This is a genomic window from Mycobacterium sp. URHD0025 (genome assembly GCF_000426065.1).
In the GTDB taxonomy this organism is placed as follows: Bacteria; Actinomycetota; Actinomycetes; order Mycobacteriales; family Mycobacteriaceae; genus Mycobacterium.
Map to the genome: position 1 here is coordinate 309,379 of NZ_KE384491.1, position 22,804 is coordinate 332,182.

General features: G+C 66.0%; 20 protein-coding genes. 2 read left to right on the top strand and 18 right to left on the bottom strand.

Annotated elements, in window-relative coordinates; genetic code table 11:
- Positions 1–18: 18 nt before the first annotated feature.
- From H977_RS0129900 to H977_RS0129950, 11 genes are all read right to left on the bottom strand, one after another.
- Positions 19–1,218, bottom strand: coding sequence for an acyl-CoA dehydrogenase family protein (locus H977_RS0129900; protein WP_036477704.1), 1,200 nt, complete (start codon positions 1,216–1,218; stop codon positions 19–21).
- A gap of 27 nt (positions 1,219–1,245) precedes the next feature.
- A complete protein-coding gene (locus H977_RS0129905; protein WP_029111303.1) occupies positions 1,246–2,466 on the bottom strand; it encodes an amidohydrolase family protein in 1,221 nt (406 codons plus the stop codon).
- Positions 2,467–2,583: 117 nt separating this feature from the next.
- Positions 2,584–3,612, bottom strand: a complete 1,029-nt coding sequence (locus H977_RS0129910) for an FUSC family protein (RefSeq protein ID WP_029111304.1) — start codon at positions 3,610–3,612, stop codon at positions 2,584–2,586.
- Positions 3,612–4,133 (bottom strand): (2Fe-2S)-binding protein, encoded by a 522-nt coding sequence (locus H977_RS0129915; protein WP_051289221.1) that lies wholly within the window; start codon positions 4,131–4,133, stop codon positions 3,612–3,614. The genes H977_RS0129910 and H977_RS0129915 overlap by 1 nt, the downstream gene beginning before the upstream one ends.
- Entirely contained in the window at positions 4,120–5,001 is an 882-nt protein-coding gene (locus H977_RS0129920) for an FAD binding domain-containing protein (protein WP_029111306.1), read from the bottom strand. The genes H977_RS0129915 and H977_RS0129920 overlap by 14 nt, the downstream gene beginning before the upstream one ends.
- Entirely contained in the window at positions 4,998–7,331 is a 2,334-nt protein-coding gene (locus H977_RS0129925) for a xanthine dehydrogenase family protein molybdopterin-binding subunit (RefSeq protein ID WP_036477707.1), read from the bottom strand. The genes H977_RS0129920 and H977_RS0129925 overlap by 4 nt, the downstream gene beginning before the upstream one ends.
- Positions 7,328–8,128 (bottom strand): ABC transporter permease, encoded by an 801-nt coding sequence (locus H977_RS0129930; protein ID WP_029111308.1) that lies wholly within the window; start codon positions 8,126–8,128, stop codon positions 7,328–7,330. The genes H977_RS0129925 and H977_RS0129930 overlap by 4 nt, the downstream gene beginning before the upstream one ends.
- A complete protein-coding gene (locus H977_RS0129935) occupies positions 8,125–8,976 on the bottom strand; it encodes an ABC transporter permease (protein ID WP_029111309.1) in 852 nt (283 codons plus the stop codon). The genes H977_RS0129930 and H977_RS0129935 overlap by 4 nt, the downstream gene beginning before the upstream one ends.
- Positions 8,973–9,782, bottom strand: coding sequence for an ABC transporter ATP-binding protein (locus H977_RS0129940; protein ID WP_029111310.1), 810 nt, complete (start codon positions 9,780–9,782; stop codon positions 8,973–8,975). Before H977_RS0129940 ends, H977_RS0129935 begins: the two co-directional genes overlap by 4 nt.
- A gap of 36 nt (positions 9,783–9,818) precedes the next feature.
- A complete protein-coding gene (locus H977_RS0129945) occupies positions 9,819–10,802 on the bottom strand; it encodes an ABC transporter substrate-binding protein (RefSeq protein WP_029111311.1) in 984 nt (327 codons plus the stop codon).
- A 331-nt stretch (positions 10,803–11,133) separates the two neighbouring features.
- The gene (locus H977_RS0129950) at positions 11,134–12,129 is read right to left on the bottom strand and encodes an LLM class flavin-dependent oxidoreductase (RefSeq protein ID WP_231396094.1); all 996 of its coding nucleotides are present in this window, start codon (positions 12,127–12,129) and stop codon (positions 11,134–11,136) included.
- A gap of 96 nt (positions 12,130–12,225) precedes the next feature.
- Between H977_RS0129950 and H977_RS0129955 the strand changes: the two genes are divergently transcribed.
- Positions 12,226–12,825 carry an SRPBCC family protein gene (locus H977_RS0129955; RefSeq protein WP_029111313.1) on the top strand — a complete coding sequence of 200 codons (600 nt, stop codon included), beginning with the start codon at positions 12,226–12,228 and terminating at the stop codon, positions 12,823–12,825.
- On the opposite strand, the gene H977_RS0129960 is transcribed toward H977_RS0129955, so the two are convergent.
- The 5 genes from H977_RS0129960 to H977_RS0129980 form a co-directional block, all read right to left on the bottom strand.
- Positions 12,826–13,269, bottom strand: coding sequence for a RidA family protein (locus H977_RS0129960; protein WP_231396095.1), 444 nt, complete (start codon positions 13,267–13,269; stop codon positions 12,826–12,828).
- Positions 13,270–13,283: 14 nt separating this feature from the next.
- On the bottom strand, positions 13,284–14,009 hold the full coding sequence (locus tag H977_RS0129965) for a GntR family transcriptional regulator (protein ID WP_029111315.1): 726 nt from the start codon (positions 14,007–14,009) through the stop codon (positions 13,284–13,286).
- A 95-nt stretch (positions 14,010–14,104) separates the two neighbouring features.
- Positions 14,105–14,878 (bottom strand): HAD-IIA family hydrolase, encoded by a 774-nt coding sequence (locus H977_RS0129970; protein ID WP_029111316.1) that lies wholly within the window; start codon positions 14,876–14,878, stop codon positions 14,105–14,107.
- Between the two features lie 404 nt (positions 14,879–15,282).
- Positions 15,283–16,668 (bottom strand): aspartate aminotransferase family protein, encoded by a 1,386-nt coding sequence (locus tag H977_RS0129975; protein ID WP_029111317.1) that lies wholly within the window; start codon positions 16,666–16,668, stop codon positions 15,283–15,285.
- 13 nt (positions 16,669–16,681) lie between these two features.
- Positions 16,682–18,184, bottom strand: coding sequence for a CoA-acylating methylmalonate-semialdehyde dehydrogenase (locus H977_RS0129980; RefSeq protein ID WP_029111318.1), 1,503 nt, complete (start codon positions 18,182–18,184; stop codon positions 16,682–16,684).
- Between the two features lie 112 nt (positions 18,185–18,296).
- Between H977_RS0129980 and H977_RS0129985 the strand changes: the two genes are divergently transcribed.
- Positions 18,297–19,901, top strand: a complete 1,605-nt coding sequence (locus H977_RS0129985; protein ID WP_029111319.1) for a PucR family transcriptional regulator — start codon at positions 18,297–18,299, stop codon at positions 19,899–19,901.
- Between the two features lie 5 nt (positions 19,902–19,906).
- On the opposite strand, the gene H977_RS0129990 is transcribed toward H977_RS0129985, so the two are convergent.
- Together H977_RS0129990 and H977_RS0129995 are read right to left on the bottom strand one after the other, a co-directional pair.
- Positions 19,907–21,319, bottom strand: coding sequence for an acyl-CoA synthetase (locus H977_RS0129990; RefSeq protein ID WP_029111320.1), 1,413 nt, complete (start codon positions 21,317–21,319; stop codon positions 19,907–19,909).
- 33 nt (positions 21,320–21,352) lie between these two features.
- Positions 21,353–22,708 (bottom strand): SLC13 family permease, encoded by a 1,356-nt coding sequence (locus tag H977_RS0129995; protein WP_029111321.1) that lies wholly within the window; start codon positions 22,706–22,708, stop codon positions 21,353–21,355.
- Positions 22,709–22,804 lie beyond the last annotated feature (96 nt).

Below are 22,804 nucleotides of genomic sequence, written 5' to 3' on the forward strand. Positions count from 1 at the left end.
ATACGCAACGCCGACTCGTCAGCGGAACGCCGGAATTCCGGTGAGCGCCTGCCCGATGATCAGACTATGCATTTCGCTGGTGCCTTCGTAGGTCAACACCGATTCCAGGTTGTTGGCGTGCCGCATCACCGGATATTCGGCGGTGATACCGCTGGCACCCAGGATGGTGCGGGCGGTGCGGGCGATCTCCAGGGCTTCCCTGACATTGTTGAGCTTGCCGAGGCTGACCTGATCCGGGACCAGGTCGCCGGCGTCCTTGCGCCTGCCGAGGTGCAGTGCCAGCAGGAGTCCCTTTCCGTACTCCAGCGTCATGTCCGCGAGCTTCTGCTGGGTGAGCTGGAAGCCGGCGATCGGCCGGCCGAACTGTTCTCGCGAGCGCGCATAGTCCAGCGCGGTCTGCAGGCAGTCCCGCGCCGCACCGAGAGCACCGAACACGATGCCGAAGCGGGCTTCGTTCAGACAGCGCAGTGGGGCGCCGAGACTGGTCGCCCCGGGTAGGCGCGCGCTGTCGGGCAGCCGGACGCCTTCGAGCACCAGCTCGCTGGTCACCGACGCCCGCAGCGACATCTTCGACTTGATCGTGTTGGCGGTGAAACCCGGTGTGTCCGTGGGGACGACGAAGCCGCGGACACCCTCGTCGGTGCGGGCCCAGATGACCGCGACGTCAGCCACCGACCCGTTGGTGATCCACATCTTGGTGCCGGTCAGCACCCAATCGCCGCCGGCCCGCTCGGCTCGGGTTCGCATCCCCGCCGGATTGGAACCGTGGTCGGGTTCGGTGAGGCCGAAGCACCCGATGTCACGACCCGCGGCCATCTCCGGAAGCCAGTGGTTCTTCTGTTCATCGCTGCCAAACGCATGAATGGCGAACATCGCCAGCGAGCCCTGCACGCTGACCAGCGATCGGATCCCCGAATCGCCGGCCTCCAGTTCCATGCAGGCCAGACCGTAGGCCACCGCGCTGGTGCCCGCGCACCCGTAACCCTGCAGATGCATACCGAGCAGCCCCAGCTCGCCGAGCTCACCGGCCAACTCACGGGCCGGCAGTTCGCCGCTCTCGTACCAGCCCGCGATGTACGGACTGATTCTCCGTCGCACGACCGAGCGCACGGTGTCGCGGATCTCGCGTTCTTCGGCCGTGAGCAGCGCATCGACACCGAACATCGCGTCGGCGCGGACGGTGTCGGAACTGCGTTGGGCCACAGCGGCTTCAGCCATGTTTCTGGACTCCTGGTGATTGTCGGTTCAGCAGCACCCGATGCGGCGCGGCGTGGATTGTGCGGCCGGCACGGGCTCGCCGCGCCATCTCACCGCGCGGCTCGGCGGTGGGGTCTGTTCGCTGCGGGTCTTGACCAGCGGAACACCGTCGACGATTACGGTCGCGATGCCGGGCAGATCACCGAGGGCAAAGCATTCCAGGGCGTCGTCGGCGGTCGATCCGGTGACCGGCCCGAGAACCAGCAGGTCGGCCGGTCGCCCTTCCGCGAGCACCCCGGTGTCGAGGCCGTGGGCCCGCGCGGTCTGGCCGGTGGCAGCCGCAACGGCGCGCAGCGGATCGACGCCGCAGATCGACGCCAGGAAGCAGACGTTGCGCAGCATTCCCCGCGGGATCACGCCCGTGCCGCCGGGAGTGTCCGTGCCGAGCGTGAGCCGGCCGAGTTCACCGCGGGCGGACAGTTGATCGACGACCAGTTTGGTCGCCCGGTAGTTCATCGAGCTGCACACCTCGACATGAGCCGAAGGCAGGTCCGCGATGATCGCCACGATGTCCTGGTCGGGTGGCGGTATCGGCCCACCCGAGATGTGGCCCACGATGTCCGGCTTGACGGTCACCACGACGTCACGTCCTGCCACCCGGCTCGACCCCGACCGTGACACGCCGCCGGAGTGCATCTTGACCGTCATGCCGCGCTCATGCGCCCAGTGGACATAGCGCTGAGCTTCGCCGTCTCCCAGCCGGTTCCAGTCGTAGAAGATGAACTTGAGGTGCTCGATGCCTTCGCGGTGCGCCCGGTCGAAGTGCTCCTCGGTCATGCCCGGTACCAGGAGCACCGTGCCCGCGTTGACCTTCACTCCGGACGGACGCGCACGCCCGGTGGTGTGCTTGGACGTGATCGCGATGCTCAGCACCAGTTCCGGCGTCAGCGCACCGAAGTCCAGGCCCGGAATGTGCAATTCGCCCGCCGACACCATCGAAGTGGTCCCGCCCTGAAGGTAATTGCCGATCCAGCCGATCGAGTTCTGCGCCGGTGTCCACTCGCCGAACGTCGGATGCACGTGCCCGTCGACGAGGCCCGGCATCACCGTCAGTCCGCCGGCGGACATCACGTGGTCAGGGCCGGAATGGTCGACACCGATACCTGCGATGCGTCCGTCTTCGATCAGCAGCGTGGTGTCACGCAGCGGCGGCGTCGACACATCGCCGGACACCAGCAGACCGATGTCCTCCACGAGCAGTGTGGTCACAAATCCTCCCACCATTGGATTTTGTATACACTATCCGATGCCTTCGATTCGGCATAGTGCAACGGGGATGTCCCGGGAACACGGCCTCGGCACCGAACGGTGCGCCACGGATCGAATTCAACGCTGCCGCAACCACATCGGAGCCAACAGAGGCGCGACGAACACGACGAGGACCACGATGAGCGCGCCGGCGAAATTCATCGCCAGCCGCACGGCCCCCTCGTACCACGGGAACAATTCCGGGTACTCGCTGATCACCAGCAGCACCGGCGGGCCGGTGATCGCCCACCACGTGTAGTTGACCGGCCGCAGTGCCATCGCGAGCAGAAACAACACCACGGTCAGTCCGATCATCACGGGCGCCGGCGGGCGTGTCCCCAGCAGCACCGCGGCGATCACCGCACCGACCGCGTTACCCGAAAGCCGTTGAGCCAACCGCTGGCCGGTCTGCGACTGGCTCGGCTGAATGGTCAGCAGCACGCTGGTGACCAGCCAATGGCCGCCCACCAAGTCCGCGGGCAACAGCGCCGCCATCGACACGGCCAGTGCCACGGCGACCCCGACACGAACCGCGTGAGCCATACCGGCCGACACACCCGTCCCGGTGGCCTCGTCCTCGCCGCGGTGCCGCAGCCGGGATACCCCGAACCACGTCACCCAGGCCGCGAACACGATGGCGATACCGACGAGATATGGCCACAGTGCGGCCGAACTCTCGGTGCCGTAACCCAGATCGATCGATATCAGTACCACCGCGAGGCCGGCCGTCGCCCCGACACCGGGTATCAGAGCACCCGCGATCGCCGCCACCACGGTGAGCGCCGCCAGCACAGCGGCGTTGTGCGCACTGGCGACCACGAGTGCCCCACCGGCCATCACCGTCACCGCCCGCACACCCATGGTGCGCACGGCAGCCCGCCAGGCCGTGGGTATTTCGGGAACGGCGGTCAGCACGAACCCCAGCCCCACCGCAGATCCCCACTCGGCCCGCCCCAACAGCGCGGTAGCCGAAAGGACGGCACCCAGGGCGATGGCCAACGCGGCGGCCATGCCCCACCGGCTGTTGCCGACCGGGCGCAGCAACTCGGGAGTGCGGATCCGGCCGACGCCCACGGCGTCGCCCGCCGATCCCGGCCGCGGCGTCATCACCCGGATTGGTCGGCGGCGTCCAGCACCGCCTGCACGATGCCCTGATACCCGGTACAACGGCAGATGTTGCCCGACAACGCCTCTCGTACCGAACCCTCGGTCAGTGGCTTCTCGGTGTCGGGATCGCGCAACAGTTCGACGGCAGTGACCAGAAATCCCGGTGTACAGAAGCCGCACTGCAGGCCGCCCCGTTCGGAGAAGGCCTGCCGGAGTTTCCTGGTCTCCTCGAACTCCTCGAGACCCTCGACCGTTGTCACCCGCATGCCGTCGATCTGTACTGCCAGCATGAGGCAGGTGCGCACACTCCGGCCGTCGAGGAATACCGAACACGCGCCGCACACACCGTGCTCGCAACCCAGATGCGTTCCGGTCAAGGCCAGTTCGTCGCGCAGAAAGTCGGCCAGCGTCAACCGGGGCGCCACCGTCCGCTGTATCAGCCTGCCGTTGACGACGGCTGATATCGGCACTCCCGCCGGGGGTTTCGACATATCCGTCGCAGACGTCTCAATTGCCTGCATGGACGGCCTCCTGTCCCTCTTCGATGCGCCGTTGAGCCTCTGCGAGCGATTGCGCCAGCGCCTCGGCGCACAACCGCCGGGAGTAGTCCGGATCGTCGGAGGACGGTTGGGTGGTACCTGCCCAGCGCTGCGCCAACGTTCGCCACAGTCGTGCCGAGGGGCGCTCGCCGACCACATCGTCGCCCACGAACAACAGCGGCCGATCCGCCGCGCTGAGCACTCCGGCGCGCAACGACTCGACTCGGCCGTCCCCGTCGACACTCAGCAGGCAACCGGCGCCGGCCAGACCGTAATCACCGTGCTGCCGGGCGTATTCGACGAATCCCCAACCCTGGCCCCGCCGGATGGCCGGTACCGATACCCACGTGATCATCTCGTCCGGTTCGAGCGCGTTGGTGTAGAACGACACGAACATGTCCTCGGCCGCGACCTCTCGTCGGCCGCCGCGCGCGGATTCGGTGTGAAATGTCGCGCCGAGAACCAAGGTGGCCACGGGCATCTCGGCTGCCGGGTCGGCGTGAGCCACCGATCCGCCGAGAGTTCCACGGTTCCGGATACCGATGTGCCCGATATGGCCGGCAGCAGCGGCCAGCAGTGGTGTGCGAGCGCCGATCAGCGGATCGACCTCAACGGTGCGGTGGGTCACCAGCGCCCCGAGGATCAGGGCGTCGGTGTCGTCGAAGAGCCGCTTGAGTTCGTCGAGACGGCCGATGTCGATGACCACACTGGGCCGGGCCAGCCGCAGGTTCATCAACGCCATCAAGGACTGTCCGCCGGCCATCACCTTGGCATCTGGATAGCGCGCCAACTGCTCGAGGGCCTCGCCGACCGAATCCGGCCGGAAGTAGTGGAAGGGCGCTGGTTTCATGATGCTTGCCGATCGAGCGCCCGGAACAATTGTCCGGTGGAGATCGGGGTGCTGTCGATCTGGATCCGCCCGCCGAGTGCATCGTCGACGGCACCGGCGAGCACGGCGTACACGGCGATGGTCCCGCTCTCCCCCGCCCCGCGCACCCCGATCGGGTTCGCCGGGGTATCGACATGGAGATGACGCACCCGCACCATCGGCATGTCGGTGGTCAACGGCAGGTGGTAGGCGGCAAACGTGGTCGATTGGGGCTGACCGGTTTCGGAGTACTTCCATTGTTCGAACAGCGCGCCGCCGACCCCCTGCGCGACACCACCGATGATCTGCCCCTCGACGATTTTCGGATTGATCTCGCGTCCACCCTCGTGCGAAACCGCATAGCGCAGCACCTTCACGATTCCGGTCCGCCGGTGCACACCGACGATCGCAGCGTGCACACCCATCGTCCAGGTCACGGTCGAAACACGGTGCACGGCAGTGACGTCGAGGGCACCGCCACTCTCGTGTTCCCCGCCCACCGCGGCCGCGCGGGCGAGTTCGGACCAGCTGATCGAGTGGTCCCTGGCGATGTGAAACCGGCCCTCGGCGTACTGGACGTCCCCGGGTTCGGCGTTCGACAGGGTTGTCACCCGTTCGGTGGCCAGCTCGATCAGTGCGCCTGCGGCTTTGTGCACCGCCGAGCCGGCGAGGATCGCCGAGCGGCTGGCGAACGTGCCCACCCCGTCGGGTAGCCGCTCGGTGTCGCCGGGCACGTAGTGGACCTGATCGAACGGCACCGCCAATGCCTCGGCGGCCACCTGTGCGAACACGGTCTCGTGCCCCTGACCTGCCGACGCCGCTCCGGCGGTGACCTCGAAGTGCCCGTCGGGCAGCAGACGCATCCGCGCGGTCTCGTGCGGGCCCCGGCCGGTGGCCTCCAAGTAGGACGACAGCCCGTAGCCGACGTGGTACTGCGGGAATTCAGCTGCGCAGCCGGCCAACTCATCACGTGGGAGCGCGTCGAGCACCGATTCCAGACAGGCCCGGTAATCGCGCCCGTCATAGCGGATCGGTACCCCGTCACGGTAGGGAATCGGCCGTGGGTACGGCATGTCGGCCTCGGTGAGCAGGTTGCGCCGCCGGATCTCGTCGGTGCTCAGGCCGATCTCGCGGGCCGCGGCGTCGAGGCTGCGTTCCAGGGCGAACGTCGCCTCGGGCCTGCCGGCACCGCGGTACTGCGCGACCAGCGTCTTGTTGGTCAGCGCCGCGCGGCCCGAAATCTGTGCGGCCGGTATCCGGTACGGGCCGAGCAGATGGATCGCGGTGTTGGCGATGATGCCGGCCACCCACAGGCTTCCGGCGCCGATGTCGACCACGAAATCGTCCGCCCAGGCCAGGATGTGGCCTTCGCGATCGACCGCGAGTCTGGTGCGGTGCACCTGGTCTCGGCCCTGCGCGCTGGCCAGCAGGTGCTCCTGACGATCCTCGACCCAGATCAGCCGGCGGCCGGTGTGCCGCGCGAGCAGCGCCAGCAGGATCTCTTCTCCGTACACGTTGGCCTTCGTACCGAAGCCGCCGCCCACGTCGGGAACCTCGACCTTGACGTCCTGGCGAGACCATCCGGTCACCGCGCAGATCGCGTTACGCACCATGTGCGGAACCTGGGTCGACGTGGTCACCTCGACCCGCTGCCGCCGGGCGTCGAACTGCGCCAGCACGCCTCGGCATTCCAGCGGGACCGCGCCGTGCCGGTTCATCCGGTAGGTACCGCTGACCACCGCTGCAGCCGAAGCGAACTCGCGCTCGACGTCACCGAACGAATAGTGCAGCCGCGCCGCTTCGTTGCTGTCGAGGTGCTCGAACAGCGGCGTGCACCCGGGATCGAGCGCACTGAACGGATCGGTCACAGCGGCGAGCGGCTCGTAGTCGACCTCGATGGCCTCCAGTGCATCCTCGGCCCGGTATCTGTCCTCGGCGACCACCACAGCCACCGGTTGCCCGGCGTAGTGCACGCGGTCGTGGGCCAGAATCGGCAGACGCTGCTCGGCCAGCACACATGACGTTGCCGCCGCGAAATGCGGATCCGGAGTGGTCAGCGACGGGATGGGGACACCGTGCAGCCCCAGATCATCGGCGGTGTAGATGCCGATCACACCAGGCATCTGCTCGGCAGCCGATGTGTCGAGCCCGACGATCCTGGCGTGCGGCTGGGCTGACCGCAGGAACACGGCGTGGTGGGCACCCGCTGCGCAATCCGCCACGAATCGACCGTGGCCGCCGAGCAGGCGCTCGTCTTCGCGGCGCCGGACCGAACTTCCGATGTGTCCCTGCGCCGATTCGTTCGCGGTCAATGAAGTCGTTTCTCCCACTGCCACAGCGCAATCGAGATGCCGAACGAAATGGTGATCAACAGCATGATGGTGGCCACCATGGAGGGATAGTCGCCATGGCTGTAGGACTGCAGTACCACGCGGCCCAGACCCCGCCTGGTTGCGAAGAACTCCGAGAGCACCACCCCGACCACCGCGAGGCTCACCGCCAGCCGGATCCCGGTCAGCAGCGGCCGCCGGATCGCGGGAATGATGATGTGCACCAGCATCTGCCAGGGGTTGGCCCGGACCGACCGGGCCAATTTCCAATACACCCGCGGGATTTCCTGCACCCCGGTGGTCACGTTGATCAATACCGGAAACAGTGCGAAAAGCACTCCCATGACGATCTTGGAACCGGACAGGCTGAAGATCGGCAGCAGCACCGGGTACAGCACGATCTTCGGTATTCCGTTCAGCACGATCAGCATCGGTTCGAACAGCACGCGCAACCGTTGCGAGAGACCGAGTATGAGCCCCAGTGCCCCGCCGACCGCAGTGCCGATCACGAACGCCAGGAACACCGCTTGCGCGGTGACCCGCAGATCGAACAGGTACCCGGGATCGGCAAGGTTGCGGGCCAGCACGCGGAAAGTCTCCACCGGGGAGGGAATCACGAAGGTCAGAGCGGAGAAGACCTCCCAGACGATCGCCACCACGAGTGCCAGCAGTGTCGCTCCGACGGCCTGATTACCCAGGATTGCGCGCAACCGCTGCGACGTGGGTCGCGTCGCGTCCAGTGGAGGTTGTCCGGCAGGTGACCGCAGGGTCGAGGTCATCGGTTCCTCCCGCGCAGCAGAATGCGTTCGACCGTCGCCAGCGCCGCGGTGAGAACGCACGACAGGACCAGCACAACCGCGATGTAGGCGAACATCTCGTCGTTGTTGAAAATCTCGTAGAGGTACCGGATGCGGTAGCCCAGACCTGCCTGCGCAGTGGTGAATTCCATCGCGATGGTGCCGATCAGGGCGTACACGACGGCCAAGCGCAGGCCCGCGACGATGTACGGTCCGGCCGCTGGGATCGCGATCGCGAACAAGGTCTGTCGGGGCGAGGCCTTCAGCGATCGGGCCAGTTTCATGTACACCGGCGGCATGGTGTTGAGCCCGACCGCTGTGTTCAGCGCCATGGGGATGGCTGCCATGACGGTCGCTAGGATGATCACGGACAACGCGTTGATCCCGACGATCACGATCATCACTGGATAGAAGAGCACGAGCGGCACCGCATAGAACGACACCAGGTACGGCTCGAAGACGCGCCCGATGGCAGGCAGTTTCCAGAACGTCAGCCCGGCCACGAAACCCAAAAGACTGCCGAACAGAATCGAGAACGCCACCTCCACACCGGTTCTGGCCGCGTCGTTCCAAAACTGCCCTTCGCCGAGCAGATGCCCCAGTTCGGACAGGATCACCGATGGGGCGGGCAGAATACGGTCGCTCCACATCCCGGTCCGGGCACCCAGTTCGGCCGCCAGCACGAAGACAAGGATGAGCACGAGCGTCGAGAGCATGCTGATGGCCGAGTTGCTCAACCGCCTCCTGCGCCGCTCCGGCTCCGGGCGACCGGCGCCGGTACTCATGCTCTCGGTGGGCAGGTCGTCCTTCGCGACATATGAGGTCGTCACGTAGCCACCTTCTTCTGGGCTTCCTGCTGTCGGAATCCACGCATGGATTCGGCCTGCAGCGATGTCCAGATCCGGTTCTGGAGTTCATTGAACCGCGGGGTGGAGACCATGCTCGCGTCACGCTCGTCGGGCAGGTCGATGTCGACGACATCGATGATCGAACCCGGCCGGTACGACATCACCCAAACCTGTTGTGAGAGCAGAATCGCCTCGGCGATGTCGTGGGTGACGAACACGATGGTCTGATTGGTCCTGGCCCAGATCTGTCTCACCTCGGCGCCGAGAAACAGCCGGGTCTGCTGGTCGAGCGCCGCGAACGGCTCGTCCATCAGCACCACCTCCGGCTGAACCGCCAAGGTGCGCGCCAGCGCGACGCGTTGCCGCATCCCACCGGAAAGCATGGAGGGGTAGGACTTTTCGAAACCACCGAGACCGACGAGTTCGATCGTCTCCCTGGTCCGTTTCCGGCGATCGGCCTTGTCCGTGCCGATCATCTCCATCGCGAACGCCACGTTCTCTTCGACCGTGCGCCACGGCAACGTGGAATCCTCCTGGAACACCACACCGATCGAGGGGTCAGGCCCGTTGACCGGCCGCCCGGCGACGCGCACCAGTCCCGTCGACGCCTCCTGCAACCCGGAGATCACCGCCAGCAGGGTCGACTTACCGCATCCGCTCGGTCCGACGATGGACACGAAACTGGAATGCGGCACATGCTGTTTGATATCGGCCACTGCCGTCACCTTGCCGGCCGGTGTATCGAAGACCACCGAGACGTCGTCGATGCGGATACCGTCACGATCCATAGGTACGCCTTTCAGAGGTACTGACCCTGGTCAAGCTCAGATGTCGGTCTGCGCGTCGTCGGGCAGGTACTGCTGATCCAGCGTTGCGGCCCAGTCGATCTGCGCCGGAATCTGACCGGCGCCGACCATCAACTCGGAGAGGTTCTTGAGACCGTCCGCGTCGACCTTCAGCGAATAACCCTTCGCCAGATCCGGATTACTGGCGAACGCGGACCTCATCACCTGGGGAGTCACCCCCACCAGGGGCGCGATCTGGTCGGCGGCCTCATCGGGATTGGCCACCAGCCAATCGTTCAGTCGGTCGGCGACGGTGAAGAACGCACGCACGTTGTCGGGATTCTGCTGAGCGTAGTCGGCGTTCACGGCCACGAGGTCGGCCGGCAGGTCACCCACCACATCCCTCGAATCGACAAGCACCTCAGCATGTTCCGAAGCCTGTTTGTCGGCGATGAACGGCTGCATGGCCCAGCCCCCGGTGATCTGGCCGGCTTTGGCGGCAGTCCAGTTGTCACCCATCGGGCCGACCGCTTGCGACTTCACACCGAGCTTGCGCTCAAGTCCCTTGACGATCAGTTCGGTGGAAGAGCCCGCGGAGCTGAAACCGAGGGTGGCGTTCTCCAGTTTCCGGCCGGGAGGCGAGATCCATGAGAAGTCGTTGACCTGGAACCAGGGAGCGACCACCTTGAGGTTCGAATTCGGTTGCTGCGCCGCGAGAATCACCGAACTGTTGCCCGCGATCGCCATATCGGCGTCACCGCTGGTGACCACCCGCAGAGTGTTGCCGCCACCGCCACCGGAATAGAGGTCGACGTTGAGACCTTGTTCCTTGAACCAGCCCTTGTCGATACCGACCTGCAGTATCGCCATGAACGGCAAGCTGTCGACGCCGGTGGCCGAGATGCTCAGCTTGTCCGCTCCGCCACCTTCCGGGCCTGTCGATTCGTCGGCACATGCGGACACTGCCGCGACGAGTGCCACCGCGGTACCCGCCGCGGCGAACACTTTACGAAACCAGGCCATGGACGCAAACCTCCGGAGGGTTGAATATTGGATACACTATACGAATCACTGTGATCTAGGTCAACATTTTGGACCATTGTGAGCGGCGCCGCCACTCGTCCAGAACCGGGACAGTTCGAGGCCGACAGCCACCCCGATCAGCGCCGCCGCCGTGGTGAACCTCGTCCCCGAAGGTCGAGGTACCGCTGGGGCCACCGTGCCCACGAGGACCGGCTCCCCACTTTGGACGGCCGCAACCGAAATGCCGTCGGCCGCAGTCAGTTTCCGGTTCAGCGGTGGCGGAGCGCCCGGCACCGCACTTCCCGGCGCGGGAAACTCACCGACGGGGCGCTCAGCCACGGCCGTCGACGATGTCCGCGAAGGTACGAATGGTCGGCGCCCGGCTCTCCCCCGGGGCCACGAACGGCACGATCGAAACCTGGTCGACACCAAGAGCTTCGATCTCTTTGAGACGCTGCGCGCATTCGTCCGCGGTCCCGGCCAGCGCAAACAGGTCCACCAGTTCGTCGGGCACCAGGTCGGCGTGCGAGGCCTCGGGGTTCATGTGCTGGTAGTAGTCGTAGGAGTCGCGGATCCGATCGATGGCCTTCTCCAGAGCGGGCTCCACCTTGGCAGGAAGCGGCCGGATCGCCACGCGCGACACGTGCGCACGCACCAGATCCCGTGCCTTGGTCCGATCGTCGTCGATGGCGGTCGGTGTCCACAGCACGATATGGATGTCATCGAGGGAACGACCACTCTCGGCCGCGCCGGCTTCGATCGTCCGCAACGCCGCCTCGATGAAGTGGGGGGCAGTGCCGACCAGCACGATGACGCCATCGGCAATGCGGCCCGACATTCGCAGGATCTTCGGGGCGGAAGCCGCGATGTAGATCGGAACGTCCATCGGCTTGGTCAGGTAGTTGAGGTGGTATTCGGCACCGCTGGACGGCTCCACCACCTTCTCTCCCCTGAACAACGCGCGAAGCTCGCGGATCGACTCTTCGAGTTCCGCCAGCTTGAGCGGCTTGAGACCCATTGTCCGCAAAGATGAGTCGCCGGTGCCGATGCCCAATGCCACCCGGCCGCCGGTGTACTCGGCCAGCGTTGCCCACGTCGAGGCCAGCAGAGATTGGTGACGTGTCACCGCGTTGGTGACACCGGTGCCGAAGATGATGCGTTCGGTTCCGACGGCCGCGGCCCCCATGACGGTGGAGGACTCCCGCCAGATGTTCTGCGAATCCCCGAACCACACGTTGTCGTAGCCGAGCGATTCACTCAATCGCACGTATTCGCACATCGTGCCCACCGGTTCGGTCGGAAACAGACCGACTCCCTTACTCAGCACTATCGACCTCCTGGGCGACGTTGGATATCGTATCCAATCGTAGGTCGGGCCTCCGGGAGGCACAACCGCAACGCGGAATTGAGGAGACAGAACCCCATGCAGCTGATCAACGAGTTCTCCGTCGATGCCCCATTGGACATCGCCTGGGCGGTGCTGACCGACGTACCCCGTGTGGTCGAGTGCATCCCCGGTGCAGCACTCGAAAGCCACGACGGCGGCAACGATTACCGCGCCAACGTCGCCGTCAAGGTGGGGCCGGTCGGACTCACGCTCTCCGGCACGGCGACCGTGATCCGCCGCGACGACAGCGCGCACGAGATGGTGGTCCGCGGGCGGGCCCGCGACCGGAAGGGCAATGGCTCGGCCGAGGCCACCGTCACCATGTCGGCCTGCGAACGGGGCGCACAGACCGAAGTCACGGTACGCACCGACCTCGAACTCGGCGGCCGCATCGCACAGTTCGGCAGCGGTGTCATCTCTCAGGTCAGCAACCGCATCATCGGGCAGTTCGTCCGCAAGCTCAACACGATGATCGTCGGGCCAGACGGTGCCCAAGATGCGCAGGTTGCCGAGGCGATCGTGGCACGACAACCAGCCGAGTCCACCGAAAATGACTGGCTTTCAATCTTGTTGACCACATTGGCCGGGATCGCGCTGGGCCTGGCGATCGGACGCATGGCTCAGCGACCGGCCTGATCAGTCGCGCACGGTGGCGACGAGCTCGAGTTCCACACACGCGCCGCCGGGTAACGATGCGACTCCGATGGCCGTGCGGGCGTGCGCACCACGCTCTTCACCGAACACATCGAGCAACAGTTCGGACGCTCCATCGATCACGCGGGGGTGGGAATCGAAATCAGAAGCGGCGCGCACATATCCACGCAGATGCACCAGACCGGCGATCGAATCCAGTCCCGCGGCCGCATCCAGTGCCGACACGAGATTCAGGGCAGCCAAGCGCGCCTGCGCCGTTGCCTGCGCGGAAGTCACGCCGTCACCCACCACGCCGACCGCGCCCGGGTCGTCCGGACGCCGTGCGGTGGTTCCCGAAATCCACAGTTGGTTTCCACACCGACGGCTCGGAAAGTAGGCACCTTTGGGCTCCACCGCAGCCGGAAGCTCGATTCCCAAGGCAGCCAAGCGTTCCCAGGGCGTCACTCTCCGGAGTCCCGGTTACCGAACACGGTGCGCAGATGGTCGATGGCATGAACGCGATGCTGGTGGTTCAAGGCGACCACGCGTTCGAGGTCGCGCGCCGCCATTGCTTCGACCAACAGCACATGCTCGCTGTTGACTTGCTCCAAATCCATCAGATGCGCGTACATCGGGCGATACGCATCGGCGGTGTTCCACAGCTGGGTGACGATGCGCTTGGTGCGCGCCATCCGACTGGCCTCGAAGGACAGGAAGTGAAACCTACGGTTGGCCAGCCCGACCTCGATCAGGTCACCGTCCGCGGCAGCCCGGTCCATCACGGACATCTGCTCGCGCATGGCATCGATCAGCTCATCGGTGACCGCAGGCATCGCATCGCGGATGAGCTCGGCCTCGAGGATGTCGCGAATCCGGAACACCTCGACGAGTTCGTCCAGCCCGAGTTGGGCGACGCGGTACCCGCTGTGTGGCACATAGGTGATGTATTCCTCGGCCTCAAGCGTTTTCAGGGCCTCGCGAACCGGAATGCGCGACATGCCGAATTGCTCGGCCAGGCTCTCCTGGACGATCCAGCTGCCGGGCGCGAGTTTGCCGCTGGTGATGTCACGTCGGAGTGCTTCCGCCACCGCCTGCTGAGCGGTTTTGGGCCGGACGAAATCCGACCGCGTGCTCGTGGCGGCGTCGGACGCTGCGGCTGCACGCCGGGTGACTGTTCGCGGTGGCATCGGGTCTCGCTTTCGCTAATATTGGATACTCTATGCGATCAGCGCGTCGCAATGCCAGATTCGGGGTGAGATGCCGGCGCGCCGCCCTCAGTGCCTCAGATCAATTCGATGGCTTCGGCGATCGACGGCAGCACCCGGCTCGGCCGGAACGGATATCGCTCGATGTCGTCGACCGATGTCGACCCGGTGAGCACCAGGATGGTGTCCAACCCGGCCTCGATCCCCGCCACCACATCGGTGTCCATCCGGTCCCCGACCATCACGGTGGTCTCCGAGTGTGCCTGGATGCGATTGAGCGCGCTGCGGAACATCATCGGATTGGGTTTGCCGACGAAATACGGGTCACGTCCGGTGGCCTTCGTGATCATCGCGGCCACCGATCCGGTCGCCGGCAGAGGGCCTTCCGCCGACGGTCCCGACACGTCGGGGTTGGTGGCGATGAACCGTGCTCCGCGGAGGATCAGCCGGACGGCTTTGGTGATCGCCTCGAATGAATAGGTGCGGGTCTCCCCCAGCACCACGTAATCCGGATCGATGTCGGTCAATGTGTAGCCGGCCTCGTGCAGCGCGGTGGTGAGCCCGGCCTCACCGATCACATACGCCGAACCGCCCGGCTGCTGATCGCGCAGGAACGCCGCCGTGGCCAGGGCCGACGTCCAGATCGACGCCTCGGGTACCAGCAATCCCGAACGCGCCAGCCGGGCGGCCAGATCGCGCGGCGTGAAGATCGAGTTGTTGGTCAGCACCAGGAATGGCCGTTCCTTGTCGGCCAGGGTCTGCAGGAATTCAGCGGCTCCCGGGAGCGCGTGTTCTTCGCGCACCAGGACGCCGTCCATGTCGGTTAGCCAGCACTGGGCAGGTGAACGCACCCGTCCAGTGTCTCAACCCGATGCAAGGACGGGCGTCAAGTCCGTACACCGAGATTGAACTGAGGGACAGATTTCTCGCGATTCTTGTCCCTGAGGGCAATCTCGATGACGACAGGCGCGCTGAACGTCGGCCATGGGCCGGCGCCGTTGCCACGTGCTACATCACCGGGACACGCCATCGGGGTCGACGGCGGCATATACATCTGAGCCGGTCAAGCGATCGTCGATGGCAACAGCGAACATTGACGGCACTGAGAAGACCCCCGGTGAGATCGCGCATTGCGCCTCCTGATCATGAGAGCGCAGTCATGAGCATGAGACTCGGTACCGCATAACGAAATTGCGCTCAGGAACAAGAATCACGAGAAATTCGTCCCTGAGCGCAATTTCGATGGAGAAAGACGCTAAACCGCGTGCTGATCCGCGACGTCGAGTGCCTTGTCCAGGATCGCCAGACCTTCGCGCGCCTCTTCTGCGGTGACGTTGCACGGCGGCACCACGTGGATGCGGTTGAAGTTGGCGAACGGCAGCAGGCCGTTGGCCTTGCACGCACCGACGACGGCGTTCATCGCCGGGCTCGAGCCGCCGTAGGGCGCCAGCGGCTCCCGGGTCTGCTGGTCGGCGACCAGTTCGACGGCCCAGAACACACCGGCACCGCGGACTTCACCGACGCTGCGGTGCTTGGCAGCCAGCTCGGCCAGCCCCGGGGCCAGAACCTCGGCGCCGATCGTGGCCGCGTTCTCGACCATGCCTTCGTCGGCCATCGCGTTGATGGTGGCCACGGCGGCCGCGGTGGCCAGCGGATGCCCGGAGTAGGTCAGCCCACCCGGGTAGGCCCGATGCGCGAACGTCTCGTAGATCTGCGGGCTGATCGCCACACCACCGAGCGGCACGTATCCGGAGTTCACGCCCTTGGCGAAGGTGAGCAGATCGGGCACCACATCGAAATGGTCGATCGAGAACCACTTTCCGCTGCGCCCGAATCCCGCCATCACCTCGTCGGCGATGAACACGATGCCGTGCCGGTCGCAGATCTCCCGCACCCCGGCCATGTATCCGGGCGGCGGCACCATGATGCCGGCGGTGCCCGGAATCGACTCCAGGATGATCGCGGCGATGGTGGACGGGCCCTCCATCTGAATCAGCTTGTCGAGGTACTCCAGCGCGCGCTGGGATTCCTGTTCCTCGGTCTCGGCGTAGAACGACGAGCGATACAGAAACGGTCCATTGAAGTGCACGATGCCGGCGTTGCCGCGATCGTTGGGCCAGCGCCGCGGGTCACCGGTCAGGTTGATCGCCGTGTCGGTACCGCCGTGGTACGCGCGGTAGCGGGACAGCACCTTGTAGCGGCCGGTGTGCAGTCGCGCCATCCGCACCGCGTGCTCGACGGCGTCGGCACCGCCGTTGGTGAAGAACACCTTGTTCAGGTCACCGGGGGTGCGCTCGGCGATCAGCCGGGCCGCCTCCGAGCGTGCCGCGTTGGCGTACTGCGGAGCCACCGTGCACAGCTTGGCGGCCTGTTCGGCAATGGCGGCAACAACTTTGGGGTGCTGGTGGCCGATGTTGGTGTTGACCAGCTGGCAGGAGAAGTCCAGCAACCGGTTACCGTCACCGTCCCACACGTAGGAACCCTCGGCGGCGGTGATGGTCATCGGCGAGATCTCCTCCTGCGCCGACCAGGAGTGGAACACGTGTGCGCGGTCGAGTTCGTAGGCCCGCGCGGCCTCGGCCTTGGCCGCCTCGACGGTCAACCCGTTGGGCAGCACGGAGGACTCTTGAGTCACAGTCATGAGTGGAATTCTCTCACTTGTTCTCGGGGAAGCCGAGGTTGATGCCGCCGTGGCTGGGGTCCAGCCAGCGGGTGGTGATGGCCTTGGTCCGGGTGAAGAAGTGCACACCTTCGGCGCCGTGGGCATGGCTGTCACCGAACAGCGACGCCTTCCAGCCGCCAAAGCTGTAGTACGACATGGGAACCGGGATCGGCACATTGATGCCGACCATGCCGACCTCGACCTCGTTCTGGAAACGCCGGGCTGCGCCACCGTCGTTGGTGAAGATGGCGGTGCCGTTGCCGTAGGGGTTGTTGTTGATCAATTCCATGGCCTCGTCGTAGGTCTCGACGCGCAGCACCGACAGCACCGGTCCGAAGATCTCGTCGGTGTAGACGCTCATCTCGGGGGTGACGTTGTCGAGCAGGGTCGGTCCCAGCCAGAAGCCGCCTTCGGACCGTTCGCCCGCCCCGTCCAGCACGGTGCGACCGTCGAGCACCACCTTGGCGCCGTCAGCCTCGCCGGCATCGATGTAGGAGGCCACCTTGTCGCGGTGAACCTTGGTGACCAGCGGACCCATGTCCGAATCTTTGGTTCCGTCACCGGTTTTGATGGTGGCGGCGCGCTCGGCGATCTTGGCCACCAGCTCGTCTGCGATCGGGCCGACGGCGACGGCGGCCGAGATCGCCATGCAGCGCTCACCGGCGGAACCGAAACCGGCGTTGACCATCGCGTCGGCGGCCAGGTCCAGATCGGCGTCGGGCAGGATCACCGCGTGGTTCTTGGCCCCGCCGAGGGCCTGCACACGCTTACCTGCCGCGGTGGCGGTCGCGTACACGTACTGCGCGATGGGAGTGGAGCCCACGAAGGAGATGGCCTTGACCTTCGGGTTGGTCAGCAGCTCGTCGACCGCGGTCTTGTCACCCTGCAGCACGTTGAACACGCCCTCGGGCAGGCCGGCCTCGGCCCACAGCCGGGCCATCCACAGCGCTGCCGACGGATCCTTCTCCGAGGGCTTGAGCACCACGGTGTTGCCCGCGGCGATCGCGATCGGGAAGAACCACATGGGCACCATGGCCGGGAAGTTGAACGGCGAGATGATGCCGACGGGTCCCAGCGGCTGCAGCACGGAGTGCACATCCACGTTGGTCGAGGCGTTCTCGGTGAATCCACCCTTGAGCAGATTCGGGATGCCGCAGGCGAACTCGACGACCTCGAGGCCACGGCTGACCTCGCCGAGGGCATCGGAGAGCACCTTGCCGTGCTCGGCGGTGATGAGCGCGGCCACCTCCTCCTTGCGAGCGTTGAGCAATTCGCGGAACGCGAACAGGACCGAGGTGCGCTTGGCCAGCGACGTGTCACGCCAGGCCGGGAAGGCGGCCGCGGCGGCGTCGATCACCGCACGTGCGTCATCCACACTGGCCAGGGCGACCTCACCGGTGACCGCGCCCGTGGCCGGATTGGTGACCGGGGCGGTGGCAGTCGAGGTGCCGGCAAAGATCTTGCCGTCGCGCCAGTGCTGGATGACATTGCTCATGGGGTCCGAACCTCTCTGTAGCTTGGGGTACGGGTATTACTCTGGGCCAACATCGGATGCGTCAGAACCGTCATCCTGTAAGCCCGATGGACTTGTTCATTACACTTTGTAAATGATCCCGACAGTGCGCGACATCATCACGCTCCCCGTGGTGCAGGCCGGGGAGCCTGAGGTACTCAGCGCCCAACAGCTCGATCGACCGGTGCGCTGGGTCCATGTCAGCGACATGCCCGACCTTGCCGGCCTGCTGCAGGGCGGCGAGCTGGTGCTCACCACCGGAGCCGCATTGCGTGACGCGCCAAGGGACTACCTACGGCGCATGCAGCGCGCCGGCGTCGTCGGCGTGGTGGTCGAACTGGGCACCCGCATCGAATCGCTGCCCGACAGCGTCGGCGGCATGGCCCAAACTCTCGGTCTGGCACTCGTGGTGTTGCACCGGGAGACCAAGTTCGTCGAAGTCACCGAAGCGGTGCACCGGCTCATCGTCGCCGACCAATACGAAGAACTCGAGTTCGCCCACCGGACCCACAAGACCTTCACCGAGCTGAGCATGAAGCGGCCCACCATGGCTGACATCGTGCGCGCAGCCGCCGAGATGCTCGACGAATCGGTGGTGCTGGAGGACCTGTCGCACCAGGTGCTGGCGATCTCACCGCGCAATGAGCCCGCCACCACCGTGCTGTCCGACTGGCAACGGCGGTCCCGGACGATGGCAGAACCGTGGGCCACGACCGCCGTGGGCCCTCGCGCCGAGGAGTGGGGACGGCTCATCGTTCCGCACGCCCCGTCCGCACCGGCGAAAACCACGATGGTGCTGGAACGTGCCGCACAAGCGCTGGCCTTGCACAGGATGGCCGAGCGCGGCCGGTCCGGCCTCGAACATCAGGCTCAGAGCGGGCTGATCGACGACGTCCTGGGTGGACGGATCGCCGACGACCGTGAGGCCGACGCCCGCGCCCTGGCGCTGGGCCTGCGGGCCGGTGGGCCCCACCTACCGACCACCATCCGGGTCGGTGCGCCGCCGGACCGACTCGACCCGGTCGGCACCCAACGCCGCAACATCCGAATCCTCGACGCGGTCGTCCACAGTGTCAAAGCTCAAGGCCACAGCGCGATCTGCTCGATCCGGCGGGACGGCGAGATCGGCCTAGTGCTCGCACTGAATCCCCGACGCGGGCTGAGCGTCGATGCCGCGCTCAGCCGTCTGGCCGAAGGCTGGCGCGAGGCGATCGCCCGCGGCGGCGACACCGACAAGGTGGTCATCGCTGTCGGCGCGAGCGCGGGCGCGTTCGCCGACGCCGTCCATGGCTTGCGTGAAGCCGCCCATGTCGCCGAGGTCGCCGCATCGATGTCAGATCTGGCCCGCCCGTTCGTCCGGGCCTCTGATGTCCGGCTGCGCGGGCTGATCACCCTGCTCCTCGACGATCCGCGAGTCCAGATGTTCGCCGAGACCGAACTCAAGAACCTGCTCATCCACGACGCCGAACAGGGCAGCGACGACGTGGCGGTGCTGCGGGGTTACCTGGAACTCGCAGGCAACAAGTCCGCGCTGGCCAAACGCCTGCACATGAGCCGGCCGGCGCTCTACAGCCGACTGGCCTCCATCGAGCGCCGGCTCGGCGTCAACCTCGACGACGGCGAATCGATGACGTCATTGCACGTCGCGCTGCTCATTCTCGACGCGCAGCGCAGCGCCAGCCCGCAACCGGCACCGTGATCCGCTCAATCGGCCAGGAGCTTCTTCTGCACCTTGCCCATGGCGTTTCGCGGTAGCTCGCCGACGAACACGACTTCGCGCGGTCGCTTGTGCTGCGACAGCGTGTCGGCCACGAACTCGATGAGGCCGTCCGCGAGTGCGGGCCGGTTGCCGTCATCGGTCACGACATACGCCACCACCCGCTGCCCCAAGTCGGCGTCGGTGCGCCCGACAACGGCCGCCTCACGCACCGACGGATGTGCGAGCAACGCAGTTTCGACCTCACCCGCACCGATTCGATAGCCGCCCGACTTGATCAGATCCACCGATTCCCGACCGACGATCCGGTGGAACCCGTCCCCGTCGCGGGTGGCGACATCTCCGGTCGTGAACCAGCCGTCGCCGGTCCATGCATCCGCCGTAGCCTCGGGCCGGTTGAGATAGCCGTCGAACAGCATGGGTCCGCGCACCTCGAGCCGTCCGATACTGGCGCCGTCGTGCGGAACAACCTCGTCATCCTCTGTGCGCAAGCGCGTTTCGACGCCGAGGACCGGCTGGCCGACCGAGCCGGGCCGGCGTTCACCGTCGGCGCGGGTGGACAAGGTGATCATCGTTTCGCTCATCCCGTAGCGCTCGATCGGAGTGCAACCGGTGAGCTCGGCGATGCGGTGGAAAACCGGGGTGACCAACGGTGCGCTGCCCGACACCAACAACCGCGCACCACGCAACGCCCGAGCCGATACTTCGTCGGCCGCGATGCGCGACCACACGGTCGGCACCCCGAAGTACATCGTGCCGGTCGCGGCGGCATATCGCTCCGGTCGTGGTTTGACGGTATGGATCACCCGGGAGCCGATGCGCAGCGAGGCGAGCACGCCGAGCATCAGTCCGTGCAGATGGAACAGCGGCAGACCGTGCACCACCGTGTCGTCGGCTGTCCATCGCCACGCGTCGGCCACGGCGTCGATACCTGCCGCCAGGGCCCGATGGCTGAGGTTGACACCCTTGGGAGCCCCGGTGGTACCGGACGTGTACAGGATCATCGCGAGCGCCTCGGGCGACGGTGCGGCCGGCAGCTCCCCGCTCCCGCGACCCAGGACAGTCGCCGGTATCGCCGGGAGTTCCGAGTCCCGATGAGGCGGTCCCGCCCAACACGTGACCCGGGCATCGGTGAGCATGTGCCGCAGCTCGGCGGGGCCGGAGTCAGGCGGAACCGGCACCACCGGCACCCCGGACAACAGGCAGCCGACGACGGCGACGACCGTCTCCAGCGTCGGTTGGGCACACACCGCAACCGGTCCCCCGTCGGGCAGGGCGCCGGCAAGCGCGCAGGCGGCATCGAACAGCTGCCCCCGCGACATGCTCCGTGCGCCCACCGAGACGGCGGCAGCGGTGTCGACCGAGTCGATCCCGGCAGGGTCGAGGGACGTCAAAAGCATCGGCGGACAAGTCCTTTCATCGTTGACGGACACTTACAACACCGTGCCCGGGAGAACGAGGGCGCCGACCAGCAGAACCGGGCCGATCACCACCATCGACAGCCCCCAGCGCATCAACAGCCTGGTCATGCGCGGCCTCTGAGCTTCGTCGACCGTGGTCGCCACCAATGTCGCGCCCACGGTGGAGAAGGGCGACACGTCGACGATGGATGCACACACGCCCAGCGCACACATCAGAGCCCAGCCGGGGATGCCTCCGGCGGCCACCAGGGGCAACGCGAGCGGAACAAGTGCCGCCAGCATTCCGGTGGTCGAGGCGAACGCCGAGACCAGCCCGGCCACAAGGCAGATGAACAACGCGGCCAGCAGCGGAACGCCGATATGGCCGGCGAACTCACCGAGCAGGTCGACCGAGCCGAGTTTGTCGAGTACGCCGACGAACGTGATGATGCCGCCCACCAGCAGAACTGTCGACCAGTCGATCCGCGGAATCGCCTTGTTGCCCGATCGTGGATCCACGAGGGTCAGGACGGCTCCAAGAGCGAACGCCAATACGCCGATGTCGGGATCCATGCCTGCCAGCGACATTCCGATGACCGCGCCGATCAGGCCGACCATGGCGGCCACGGTGGCAATCTGATTGGGCGCGAAGGGTTTACGTTCGGTATCAGAGGGCAGGTCCGCACTCGACGCGCCACCGTGAGCCGCAGGGAGCCCACCTCCGCCGCCGACTGTGACGAGCCGGTCCTCGGCTGCGAGCGCCACCGCCGGCTCGGCGACCGTGTTGCGGTGCCGCAGTTTCAGCCCTCCGAACAGCACGTAAGCCGCGGCAAGCAACACGAGGTTGACCACAAGGGCGACGACGAACAGCACGAACGGGTTGAGATCGATGCCGGCCTGGTGTGCGGTGCCGTAGGTGACGATGCCGAACAGGCTGGTGGGTGCGAACGCCCCGGCGCTCAGACCGGTACCGATCGACAGTGCCATCAGCATCGGATCGATCGCCCGCTTGTCCGCCACCATCATCCCGATCGGCGCCATCACCAACCCGCCCAGCGGGGAGCCCATCGCCGAGATCGCCGCGGTCAGCAGGAAGAAGACCACGGGCAACAGCACTGTGCGGTGCCCGACCTTGGCCAGGGTCACCTCGATGATCCGGTCGATGGTGCCGTTGGCGTGTGCGATGCCGAAGAAGTAGGTCACCCCGACCAGTAGCACGAGGATGTCGATCGGGAAGCCGTCGATGATGTCGTCGATCGGCATGCCCGCCAGCCCGAGCCCCACCGCCGAGGCCGCCGCGAACATCAACACACCCAAATGGGCGTTGCGCCATGCCGACACCGCGAATACGCCGACAAAGATCGCCAGCGCCAGCAGCTGAATTGTCATTCCATCGCCTTTCGAAACGTTGGACCCGCTTCCCAACTGGTCCACTATGTGGCACAGTGGTCTACTGTATGAACCGGTCCGGGTAAGCTAGCTCAC